The organism is Thomasclavelia spiroformis DSM 1552 (assembly GCF_025149465.1).
GTDB lineage: Bacteria > Bacillota_I > Bacilli_A > Erysipelotrichales > Coprobacillaceae > Thomasclavelia > Thomasclavelia spiroformis.
This window is the reverse complement of record NZ_CP102275.1, coordinates 855563-866801: the sequence shown is the minus strand read 5'-3', so window position 1 is coordinate 866801 and position 11239 is coordinate 855563. Positions and strand designations below refer to the sequence as shown.

The 11239-nt window shown below is 27.3% G+C and carries 12 protein-coding genes; 5 read left to right on the top strand and 7 right to left on the bottom strand.

Annotation, left to right across the window (positions count from 1 at the left end; translation table 11 throughout):
• Positions 1 to 322: 322 nt before the first annotated feature.
• Entirely contained in the window at positions 323 to 814 is a 492-nt protein-coding gene (locus NQ543_RS03915; RefSeq protein ID WP_004610401.1) for a transcription termination/antitermination NusG family protein, read from the bottom strand.
• 361 nt (positions 815 to 1175) lie between these two features.
• Here NQ543_RS03915 and NQ543_RS03910 point away from each other — a divergent pair, with 361 nt between their 5' ends.
• The 4 genes from NQ543_RS03910 to ftsW all read left to right on the top strand — a co-directional run bounded on the left by NQ543_RS03910 (position 1176) and on the right by ftsW (position 4967).
• Positions 1176 to 1445 carry an HPr family phosphocarrier protein gene (locus tag NQ543_RS03910; protein ID WP_004610400.1) on the top strand — a complete coding sequence of 90 codons (270 nt, stop codon included), beginning with the start codon at positions 1176 to 1178 and terminating at the stop codon, positions 1443 to 1445.
• 95 nt (positions 1446 to 1540) lie between these two features.
• Entirely contained in the window at positions 1541 to 2530 is a 990-nt protein-coding gene (gene mraY, locus NQ543_RS03905; RefSeq protein WP_004610399.1) for a phospho-N-acetylmuramoyl-pentapeptide-transferase, read from the top strand.
• Position 2531: 1 nt separating this feature from the next.
• A complete protein-coding gene (murD, locus tag NQ543_RS03900) occupies positions 2532 to 3890 on the top strand; it encodes a UDP-N-acetylmuramoyl-L-alanine--D-glutamate ligase (protein ID WP_004610398.1) in 1359 nt (452 codons plus the stop codon).
• Positions 3891 to 3953: 63 nt separating this feature from the next.
• Entirely contained in the window at positions 3954 to 4967 is a 1014-nt protein-coding gene (gene ftsW / locus NQ543_RS03895) for a putative lipid II flippase FtsW (protein WP_004610397.1), read from the top strand.
• A 148-nt stretch (positions 4968 to 5115) separates the two neighbouring features.
• Here the strand turns inward: ftsW and NQ543_RS03890 are convergent, their stop codons facing one another.
• The 4 genes from NQ543_RS03890 to trpC all read right to left on the bottom strand — a co-directional run bounded on the left by NQ543_RS03890 (position 5116) and on the right by trpC (position 8058).
• The gene (locus NQ543_RS03890; protein ID WP_083784293.1) at positions 5116 to 5448 is read right to left on the bottom strand and encodes a PD-(D/E)XK nuclease domain-containing protein; all 333 of its coding nucleotides are present in this window, start codon (positions 5446 to 5448) and stop codon (positions 5116 to 5118) included.
• A gap of 74 nt (positions 5449 to 5522) precedes the next feature.
• Complete coding sequence (locus NQ543_RS03885) at positions 5523 to 6671, bottom strand: AAA family ATPase (protein ID WP_230197312.1); 1149 nt, start codon at positions 6669 to 6671, stop codon at positions 5523 to 5525.
• A gap of 109 nt (positions 6672 to 6780) precedes the next feature.
• Entirely contained in the window at positions 6781 to 7263 is a 483-nt protein-coding gene (locus tag NQ543_RS03880) for a DNA-deoxyinosine glycosylase (RefSeq protein WP_004610394.1), read from the bottom strand.
• Positions 7264 to 7266: 3 nt separating this feature from the next.
• Positions 7267 to 8058 carry an indole-3-glycerol phosphate synthase TrpC gene (gene trpC, locus NQ543_RS03875; RefSeq protein ID WP_004610393.1) on the bottom strand — a complete coding sequence of 264 codons (792 nt, stop codon included), beginning with the start codon at positions 8056 to 8058 and terminating at the stop codon, positions 7267 to 7269.
• A gap of 197 nt (positions 8059 to 8255) precedes the next feature.
• On the opposite strand from trpC, the gene NQ543_RS03870 reads away from it, so the two are divergent.
• Positions 8256 to 8507 (top strand): hypothetical protein, encoded by a 252-nt coding sequence (locus NQ543_RS03870; protein WP_004610392.1) that lies wholly within the window; start codon positions 8256 to 8258, stop codon positions 8505 to 8507.
• A 76-nt stretch (positions 8508 to 8583) separates the two neighbouring features.
• Here NQ543_RS03870 and NQ543_RS03865 read toward each other — a convergent pair whose 3' ends face one another.
• Both NQ543_RS03865 and NQ543_RS03860 read right to left on the bottom strand, forming a co-directional pair.
• Positions 8584 to 10461, bottom strand: coding sequence for an FtsX-like permease family protein (locus tag NQ543_RS03865; RefSeq protein ID WP_004610391.1), 1878 nt, complete (start codon positions 10459 to 10461; stop codon positions 8584 to 8586).
• Entirely contained in the window at positions 10458 to 11222 is a 765-nt protein-coding gene (locus tag NQ543_RS03860; RefSeq protein WP_004610390.1) for an ABC transporter ATP-binding protein, read from the bottom strand. Before NQ543_RS03860 ends, NQ543_RS03865 begins: the two co-directional genes overlap by 4 nt.
• Between the last annotated feature and the right edge of the window lie 17 nt (positions 11223 to 11239).

Below are 11239 nucleotides of genomic sequence, written 5' to 3'. Positions count from 1 at the left end.
ATTTGTTTAGCAATCTCATCCGATAAGCTTCTGCCTAAAATAGTTCGTATTCCTTGGGTCAGGACTTTGCCTCCAACTTCCTCCCGTTCACACCTTACGATGGATACCTTGTCTTCGGCTAGTGGTTGGTAGTACGAAACCCCCACAGTGGACTTTCACCACCTAGTCTTATGTCATGCGTGGCACACTAATAAAAAACTGCCCAAGCAGTTTCATTTATATTTAAACAAAAAAAGAACATAGTTCCCCCTACCCCAAGGTAAGTAAAACTATGTTCAAAATATAGGCTGGGGGCGGTAGACCATTCTCCCCAGCTCATTTTTTACTTAATAATTTCTAAACCTGCTTTTATCTCTCGATTCATAAACAATAAATTCAAATAAGCTACTTTATTGTACTTATCAACCTTACGAATATCATTTTCAAAATATTTTAACGGACCATTAATAATAATTGCTCTTTTATCTTGTAAATACGCTTGGGACATCTTTACAACATAATTTTCATCCAACAACCTATCAAACATCTCAATCTCTTCTTTTTTTAACGCAGAAGTATCAGGATAAACAAGTTGTTTTAATAATCCATCTTTTTCCTTAGACATTTTCATCAACAATGAATTAAATTCCAATTGATTCATTGTTGACTTTACAAAGATATAGCCATTAAACATTGGTTTAATCTCATAATCTTTAGTAACTCTTCGATAATATTCGTATTTAGGTACAAATGCTTCAACATCTTCATATTTATTTAAATATTTAATTAACTGTTCTTTTTTATAAGAAAGAACATATAAAACATACCAGTTCATAATTTGTTAATTAAATAAAAAAATTTTGATGTTGATTTATGTATACCAATAAAAACATTCATTTCACTATTGAAAACATTGACTATTTTTTTATTCACTGTCCTCATCCCTTCAATAGTCTACAGAAATAGACATTCTGTGATTAGATTGTAGCATATTCGATTAAAAAATCAAGCTTAATTCATAATTTTGTCATTTTATAAAAAAGATTAATTATTGATAATCAGACATATTTTACAATACATTTATATATAATTAACTTGTAACATTGTTTCAAATATTTATGAAAAGATTTATCATTACTAATGCATAAAAAAAACAACAATGCTATAATTAAAGTAACACAAAGGAGGTAGATAAAATGGCAAAACGAATAAATGCTACCATAATTGATCCTGTAGGTCTTTATGCAACACCCGCAACAAAACTAGTCGATACAATGAAACTTTTTAAATCTGATATTAAATTAATTTATTCTTCAAAAACAGTTAATTTAAAATCTTTAATGGGGGTTTTATCTTTGGGGATTCCTACTAAAGCAACAATTGAAATTATTGCTGAGGGTGAAGATGAAGATGCAGCTATTAAAAAGGCAGCTGAATTATTGAAAGAATTAGGTATTTGTCAATAAATATGTCGAATAATTGGGACTTCGTCCCTTTTATTTTGCCTATTATTCGATAATATGGTATAGTAAAGACGAATTTAAAAAAAGGGGTTAAAAAAATGGAAAACTTTTTAAAATTGATCTTTGCTTTTGGTGTAGGATTCGTCTTAGTTTTAATAGCTATGCCTAGAGTAATCCCGTTTCTACATAAAATGAAATTTGGCCAAGTTGAACGTGAAGAAGGATTAGCATCACATAAGGTTAAAAACGGAACACCGACAATGGGAGGTATTGTTTTTGTTTTAGCTGCAATTTTAGGTACTGCTATTAGTACACTTGTTTTTGATATCAAAAATATATTTAATCCAGAACTAATTTTAACCACAATTGTTTTAGTTGGTTATAGTTTAATTGGCTTAATTGATGATGCTTTAATTATTGTAAAGCATAGTAATAAAGGATTACCACCATTAGCTAAATTATTAGCACAAATAGCTTTAGCGATTATTTGTTATTTTTACGCCATGAATTTTATTCCTGGTTTTACATCAGTAGTAACAATTCCACTAGTTGATATAAGTATTGATTTTAAATACTTATACCCATTCTTAATATTAATTATGTTTGCAGGTGAAAGTAATGGTGTTAACTTATCTGATGGATTAGATGGACTTGCTACTGGACTTTCAATGATTGCAATTGCACCATTTATTATCTTTTCAATTATGACTAAAGATTATGTTTTAGCTAGTTATGCTACTGCAATGGTCGGTGCTTTACTTGGATTTATGATGTTTAACTATCATCCAGCTAAGATTTTTATGGGTGACGTAGGATCACTTGGTTTAGGTGGTTTTTTAGCAGTTTTAGCAATTCTTACTAAACAAGAGTTATTATTGATTTTAGTTGGTGGGGTTTTCTTAATGGAAACATTATCAGTTATTATCCAAGTTACTTCATTTAAATTACGTGGTAAACGTGTATTTAAAATGGCACCGATTCACCATCATTTTGAAATGTTAGGTTGGTCTGAACAACAAGTTACTATTTCTTTTTGGTTTATTGGTTTTATTTGTGGTATTTTAGCAATTGTTATTGGAGTGTTATAAAATGTTAACAGGTAAAAAAGTATTAGTTATTGGTTTAGCTAAAAGTGGTAAAGCTGCAGTTCGCTTACTTAAAAAGCTTAATGCAACAATTACTATTAATGAATTTCAAGAAGCTAGTAAAATTCCTGAATATCAACAATATCTTGATGATGGAATTGAAATGATTACTGGTGGTCATCCTGATGAATTATTTGAACGTGATTTTGATTTTGTAATAAAAAATCCTGGAATCAATTATCATAAACCATTTATTTTAAGATTAAAAAAAAGAAATATCCCAGTATATACAGAAATAGAACTTGCTTATCAAGTAGCTAAAAAACAACATTATATTGGGGTTACAGGAACTAATGGTAAAACAACTACTGTTACATTAATTGATAAGATCTTAAAAGGACAATATCAAAATGTTCATTTAGCTGGTAATGTTGGTATGCCACTATGTGATATTGTTTTAGATCATAATTTATTAGAAGAAGAAAATCATTATATTGTTATTGAAATGAGTAATTTTCAATTACTTGACATTGATACATTTAAACCAAATGTTTCAACAATCATTAACTTAACACCTGACCATTTAGACTACATGGCTTCATTAGATGAATACTATGCTTCAAAAACCAATATTTATAAAAACACTAATAAAAATGATTGTTTTGTAGTAAATTTAGATGATCAAGTTTTAGACAAATATTTAAAACAATATCCTATTCCTTGTAAACAAATTACGATGTCATTAGATAATCAAGCTGATTGCATGATTAAAGATAAAGCTATTTATTATCAAAATGAATTTATTATTGATCTTGATGATATTAAATTAGTTGGTAATCATAATTTACAAAATATAATGATTGCAATTTGTATTGCTAAAAAATGTGATGTGAAAAATGAAATAATTAATCAAGAAATTGCTTCATTTATTGGTGTTGAACATCGAATCGAATTTGTTAAAGAAATAAATGGGATTAAAATATATAATGATTCAAAAGCTACTAACACTGATGCTAGTATCATTGCTTTAAAAGCATTTAAACAACCAGTTATTTTATTAATGGGTGGTTTTGATAAAGGCCTAGATCTAAAAGAAATGTCTACTTACAGTAATAAAATAAAACGTTTAGTAACATTTGGAGCCGCTGGTAAACGTTTTAAAGATGAAATGCATGTTGAAAATAGTATTTGTGTTAAAAACTTAAAAGAAGCTACATTAGAAGCAATCAATAACGCTACAGCTGGTGATATTGTTTTACTATCACCATCGACAAGTAGCTTCGATGAATTTAGCGGTTATGAACAACGTGGTAATGTATTTAAAGAAATTGTTTGCTCTTTAGACGATATAAATCATGATTAATGATTTATATCGTTTTTTCATTTATAAATTTTTTATTCATATACTTATGATGGAGGGATGTAAATGAAAAGCAAAAGAGTAGTTATTTTAGTAATGACTATTGTTTTTATTGGCTTAATGATGGTTTATAGTGCTTCAAATATTTGGGCTGGCTATAAGTTTAATGATTCTTTATATTATATAAAAAGACAAGCTTTATTTGCGGTAATTGGTATCATTGCAATGTTTATTTTTTCAAAAATTGATTATCATATTTATCAAAAAAACGCGAATAAAATTTTAATATTTTGTTTTATTTTAATGATTTTAGTTTTAATCCCTGGACTAGGTAGTGTTCGTGGTGGTTCAAGAAGTTGGTTTAATTTAGGAATCATTTCTTTACAGCCTTCAGAGTTATTTAAAATAGCAATTATTATATATAGTGCTAGTTATATAAGTAATCATTATCATGAATTGAAGAAATTAAAAGCAAGTATTAAGTTATTAGTAGTTTTATCATTAGGTTTTGGTTTGATTATGTTACAACCTGATTTTGGTAGTGGTTTTGTTATGGTTTGTTCGATTATTGTAATGTTGATTGTTAGTCCTTTTCCTTTTAAGTATTTTATTATGTTAGGAATTTTAGGTGTAATTGGAATTGTTTTAATGATCATATCCGCACCATATCGATTAGCCCGAATTGTTGCTTTTTTAAATCCTTTTGCTGATCCATTAGGTAGTGGGTTTCAAATCATCCAATCATTATATGCTATTGCTCCAGGGGGAATTTTAGGAGTGGGATTTAATAATAGTGTTCAAAAACATTTTTATTTACCAGAACCACAAACTGATTTTATTTTTGCGATATATTTAGAAGAATTTGGTTTAATTGGCGGTATTTTTTTAGTAGGATTATATGGTTATTTGTTTATTACAGTTTTCAATCAGGCAATGAAAGTTAAAGATTTATTTGGTAGTTTTTTAATGATTGGAATTATTTCCATGATTGGCATACAAACATTAATAAATCTAGGAGTTGTCGTTGGTCTATTCCCTGTTACAGGTGTAACCTTGTATTTACGAAACAATTTTATATAAATAATTATAACGTATAGACAAAAATGTTTGTAAATATATAAACTAGTTTATTTAAGGGATAACGATGATATTGAATAAATATACTGTTAAATGATATATTACCTTAAGTTTTATAATAAAGAAAAAAGGTTCATTCTTTTTTATGAACCTAATTCATTTTTTCTATTCTACATATATGTTTTTTTGTTTTCTTGTCATAAGTTATTCCAACTATCAGTAAGTTATCTTTATATTCTTCCAATAATTTTGGATATTTTTTTTCTTTAATTTGAGTGATTGCTGTTTCAACATCCTGATTCCACTTCAATTCTATAATCATTGCCGGTTTATCATCTTTAGGTATCAATATCATATCTGCATAACCTTTTCTACTTGGCATTTCTCTTACAATCGTATAATAATTCCTTGCATACATATATGCAATTGATATTGTATATGAAAGGGCATTTTCATTATTATATGTCAGTATTGATGTATCCAAGTGAGCTTCTTCTATATATTTGGCTACCTTCTTTTCATCTTGATTCCATGTTGCTTCTAACAGTTCTCTGCTGTTTAATAATGCCTTCGTTGTTTCGTTCCATGATGAATTTCAACTGATGCAACAAATGAACTTGTTACTTCCTTGTTTGGTATATAGCATGTCTGATTGGAACTGTTATATCCTAGATATCCTAGATGTATAAGTAATGTCAAAACATCATCCTTTGATTTAAAAGTGGTCATATCATTTTGAAACTTGTTGGTATTCAAATATACCTCTTCCCCTGCCAACAACTTTACAACATCGTCCCTCAATCCATCATAGTTCATATCTATATAGACTCTTAATGCTTCATAGGTTTCCGTAGATGTCCAATAATTTCCAAATTTTTTACGATCAATTGATGCAACAACAGAACGTGGGGAAAAAGTTGATAAACAATCTGTCATATAATAACCATCATACCATTCCCTCATTTCTTCATAACTTACATTATATAAAGAACAAAGATCTTTAACTTCATTTTCTGTAAATCCCATAAATTCAGCCAATAATTCCGGTTCAATCATAGATATTTCTTCAAACATATTCAAGGCACTATGAGTTCCATATTTTTTAATAGGCAGTATTCCTGTCATATAAGCAAGCTTTACATAAGGCTTATCTTTCAATAGATTTCTTAAAAAATCTAAATATCGATTCTGTGCTTCTTTATTTTTTGAATATTCCCTAAAGATACAGTCCCATTCATCTATAATAAATATAAATTGTTCATTAGTTGCACTGTAAACATCTTCTAGTGACATTGATAAAATACTTTCATCGAATAATTCAACATTATAATTTTTTTTTAGATCATTTATAATTCTTCTTGTCAAAAGGGTAACCATTTTACTAACATCATGTGTATAACCTAAAAAATCCTGCATATTAACATGAATGACATTATGTTGATTCAAATGTTTATAGTATAATTCTGTCTGGCTGATTTTCAAGTTATTAAAAATATGAGATGAATCACATCCTTTGGAATAATAAGCTACAAGCATATTAGCATCGGTACTCTTTCCAAATCGTCTTGGTCGTGATACACAAATATATTTATTCACTTTTTCTTTTAAATATTCGATTCTTTCAATTAATAAGGATTTATCAACATATATTTCCTTATTAACTGCTTCATAAAAATTTTGATTATTTGGATTTAAATAGACTCCCATAATTATCCCCCCTTTCTGTTCTTTTAACAATTATATCCTAATATATGTCCTATAACGCTATTAAAAAAATTCTAAAATTCAAATTTATCATACAATAAAAAATAGCATTTTACATGCTATCTTTGATAACTTTCCAACATTCAATCAACCGCTCTAAACTATAACTAGCATTAGCCGGTGAAGATGAAGGTAATTTAGTAACTGGTAAAGCTATTTTATCATCAAAATATTGATGATAAAGTTTGTTTGCAAGATTACCATTAGTATAAATATGTTTAATTGCACTACCATTGATTATTCTGATTAAATCATTGACTTTTACATCACTAATACTACTATCACTTGATCCTTTGATATTACAACTAGCAATTACATCCCATAAAGCAATTTTATTATTTAATAAAAATTGCTTTTTTAAAGTAATCGTACTTAAATTATCATTATCAAAAATATTTCCTAAAATCTTCCAAAAGCGATTTTGAGGATGATAATAATAAAACTTAGCCTCTCTTGACTTGATTGAAGGAAATGAGCCTAAAATTAATATCTTTGATTCTTTATTATATATTGGTTCAATAGTATGATATTCCATAACTTATTCCGGCTTTCTTAATCCCTGTAATATTTCAAATGTCTTTCTTTTATCATGACTTTTCATCAATGTTTCACCAATTAGTACTGCATTAACATTATTTTCTTCTAAAACTTTTATATCATCGTATGTTTTAATACCACTTTCACTTACAAAAACAATATCATCAGATACCATAGAACGTAATTCAATACTATTTTTCATATCAATTTCAAAAGTTCTTAAATCACAATTATTAACACCAATAATCTTAGCCCCTACACGCATTGCTTTTTTTACTTGCATTGAACTATGAGCTTCAACTAAAGCACTCATTCCTAATCTTTCAGCTAAATTTACACAACGCATCAAAGTTATTTCATCTAAAACACTACATAAAAGTATAATAGCATCTGCCCCTAATAACTTAGATTCATAAACCATATATTCATCAATAATAAAATCATTTCTTAAAACTGGTATTTTTACAATTCTTGCAATTTCAGCTAAAAAATCATCATCCCCCTTAAAAAAATCAGGCTCGGTTACAACAGAAATAGCAGCAGCTCCAATATCTTCATATTCTTTAGCTATCGTTTTATAATCAAAATTTTGTGTGATTTGTCCCTTTGTTGGTGTTGCTCTTTTTACTTCCATAATATAAGATAATCCTGGTTTACGTAAGGCTTTTTCAAATGGATAATCAAAATTGATTGGTTTATCAAATGCTAATTTAGCTATTTTTTCAATTGAATGTAGTTTTTTATTTTCTACAACCCTTTCTTTAGTACTTTCTATAATATCATCAATAATCATCTTTCTAACCCCTTTAAACAATAATTTTATATATTAATCACGCCCTATATTGTAGCACTTTTTTTTAAAGTTGCATCATTTTTTTAATAAAAAAATAATTCTTAAAAAAATTAAAGTTTTTCAAAGAAAACGCTTTCATTTTATGCTGGTTTGTGCTATTATAATGGTGAGGAAAGGATTAGGAAGGAGTTGATAATATGAATGAATTCTATATAATTACTGTATTAATGATTTATGTATTGTTAGTACTAAGTGAAACTTTATTAGAATATTCACATGTATTAACTGATAGAATTGATGATGTGGAAGATAAAATTATTTATCCTCACCAAACTTTCATAAGAATTATTCATAAAGTAATAACTCCAATAATTCTTAGAATTAATCTAAAAAAGGATTATCGCCTAAATATGAAACGTAGACCCCCAATTATATTAGTGGCTCACTAAGGTTGAGTCAAAAAATAATAAATATTTAGGTAATGATAACCTGATAAAAGATGATCAATTAAGATCATCTTTTATTTTATAATTTTACATTTTTACTATAAATCCCAATTGATAATATATAACAAATTAAGAAAAATACATATATTACTAAGACACTAATAATATTTACCCCTATTAAATCAGTAAACATCATATTAGATAATGCTTTGATTGAAAAATATGATGATATTGTCATAACAATAAGAGGCATAACATAGAAAAATCCTAATTCTAAGGCAATAGATTTCTTTAATGTTTTTGAACTAATACCTATTTTCTTTAATACGTTATATCTTTCTCTTTCTTCAAAAGAATCATTATATAACTTCATAAAGATAATACTACCACTAGCTAAAACAAATACCATAAACATAAAAATACAAACTGTAAATAAAATCTTGATCCAATCAATTTCACTTCTTTGGGGATCGATTTTTAATAATCCCTGACAATTTTGATTTTCTTGAATATCTTTAGCTGATGCTTCAAAATTATTTGGATCTTTTATTTTATAATTATAAATATTAATTACTGTTCCACCATTCTTTAAGTTTTGATATTCATTATCATTTACTACATAAAAATCCATCTGTTCTTGAAAATATCCTAAATATGGTTCATTGGTACTTCCAATTTGATGATAGTTTTTATTATTGATTTTTACATCAGACAAATCTTCATCAGTAATTACTGATAATAAATATAATTTTGAAACATCGATGATTTCATCATTTTTAGGCTCTTTAAAATTAAATTCCAAATTTACATCTTGTGCAAGTTTTTTTAACTGTGAGTAATTTAAAATTGCTGTAGTATAACCATTTGCTGTTGCTTCATCTGGTAATTGTAATATTTCAATATAAGAATGATATAAAACATCATTTTCTTTTTCAATTGCTTGTTTAAATTCATTATCCAAATTACTACTTGTAGCTAATATTTGATATGTGTAAGTATTTTCAAAGTGAACAATGCTATTATAACGATCGTTCATTGCTACACCAGTTGCTAAAGCTGTAACCGCACAAATCATTTGAACACATACCATTGCATACGTACGATAGTTCTTTTTAATTCTAAAAACAACGTTATTGACCCATAAATTTCTTTGCTTTTGATAAAGAAATCGTTTATTTTTCAATAAAGATTGATAAATAAATGGAATCAAGCCACCGAATAAAAAATATACCCCGATTACTACTAGAACAACTGCTAATAAGGCATTTGACATGGTTTCCATACCACCTTTAGCTATAGCGAAATAGTAACCAGTTGCCATAATTACTATTCCTAAAATCGTTTTTATAACTAAAAGCCATGTTTTAGCTTGTACATATTCATTTTGGCGATTAGCAGCCACCATTTCTAAAACACTACTACGAACGATACTAATATATCCTTTTAAAACAAAAATCGCATAAATAATTATAAAAATGATTGTTGTAATTAAAATTGGTGTAATTGAAAAATGAAATGCTATATCTATAGATATTTTAGAAATCGCCATAGTTATCATCACAAACAATTTAGAAGTAATAATCCCAAAACCAACTCCTAAAACTAATGCAACTAATCCTAAAAATATTGTCTCTATTGCATATAGCTTGCCAATCTTTTGATTAGTAAGTCCCATAAATACATAAATCCCAATTTCCTTTTTTCGTTTTGTCAAAAATACATTAGTTGCATACCAAATAAAAAACAACATGAAACAACCTAAAACAAACGACATCACTTGAATAACAATTTCAATATTTCTAGCATTACTTTCACCTAAGCCATTAAGAATACCTGAATCAATAAGATTTAAAAAATTAAATAGAACTAAAATAGTAAATGCCAAAGAAATAATCAATGACAAATAATTTTTAAAACTTACTTTAAAATTTTGAAATGCTAATTTCATCATTTTCATGAAAAATCACTTCCCATCGATGTTTGCATATCAATAATTCGATCATAAAACTCTTTACGATCATTACCTTTAGTAAGTTTGCATTTAATCATACCATCACTTAAAATATAAACATCTTTAGCATATGAAGCACTAAATGCATCATGAGTAACCATTAAAATCGTTGCTTTTTCTTGATCATTAACCATTTTTAAACATTCTAATAAATCTTTACTTGATTTTGAATCTAATGCTCCAGTTGGTTCATCTGCAAAAATTATCTCAGGATTGGATATTAATGCTCTACATGTTGCCCCACGTTGTTTTTGTCCACCTGATAATTGATATGGATATTTTTTCAAATGATTTTTTAAACCAAATAAATTAGCTAATGAATTAGTTTTTTCAAGACATGTTTTACTATCAACTCCATTTAATGATAACGGTAAAGCAATATTATCTTGTAATGTCATTGTATCTAATAAATTATAATCTTGAAAAATAAAACCAATTTTTTCTTTTCTTAAATCTGATAGATTTTTATTAGATATTTTTGATATATCTTGTCCATCTATTTTAATTATGCCATGAGTCGGTTTATCAATCGTTGATAAAATATTTAAAAGTGTCGTTTTACCCGAACCGCTAGGTCCCATAATAGCGATAAAGTCATTTTTATAAATCGTCAAATCAATTCCCTTTAATACCTTTGTTAAAAAACCTTTACCACCATAATCCTTAACCAATTCCTTAATTTCCATAACTACTTTTTCACTCATCATTATCTCCTCCTATTACA

Excerpts from the sequence above, each read along its gene's own strand:
- NQ543_RS03915 (WP_004610401.1), bottom strand. The coding sequence starts at position 814 with ATGAACTGGTATGTTTTATATGTTCTTTCTTATAAAAAAGAACAGTTA.
- NQ543_RS03910 (WP_004610400.1), top strand. The coding sequence starts at position 1,176 with ATGGCAAAACGAATAAATGCTACCATAATTGATCCTGTAGGTCTTTAT.
- mraY (WP_004610399.1), top strand. The coding sequence starts at position 1,541 with ATGGAAAACTTTTTAAAATTGATCTTTGCTTTTGGTGTAGGATTCGTC.
- murD (WP_004610398.1), top strand. The coding sequence starts at position 2,532 with ATGTTAACAGGTAAAAAAGTATTAGTTATTGGTTTAGCTAAAAGTGGT.
- ftsW (WP_004610397.1), top strand. The coding sequence starts at position 3,954 with ATGAAAAGCAAAAGAGTAGTTATTTTAGTAATGACTATTGTTTTTATT.
- NQ543_RS03885 (WP_230197312.1), bottom strand. The coding sequence starts at position 6,671 with ATGGGAGTCTATTTAAATCCAAATAATCAAAATTTTTATGAAGCAGTT.
- NQ543_RS03880 (WP_004610394.1), bottom strand. The coding sequence starts at position 7,263 with ATGGAATATCATACTATTGAACCAATATATAATAAAGAATCAAAGATA.
- trpC (WP_004610393.1), bottom strand. The coding sequence starts at position 8,058 with ATGATTATTGATGATATTATAGAAAGTACTAAAGAAAGGGTTGTAGAA.
- NQ543_RS03870 (WP_004610392.1), top strand. The coding sequence starts at position 8,256 with ATGAATGAATTCTATATAATTACTGTATTAATGATTTATGTATTGTTA.
- NQ543_RS03865 (WP_004610391.1), bottom strand. The coding sequence starts at position 10,461 with ATGAAAATGATGAAATTAGCATTTCAAAATTTTAAAGTAAGTTTTAAA.
- NQ543_RS03860 (WP_004610390.1), bottom strand. The coding sequence starts at position 11,222 with ATGATGAGTGAAAAAGTAGTTATGGAAATTAAGGAATTGGTTAAGGAT.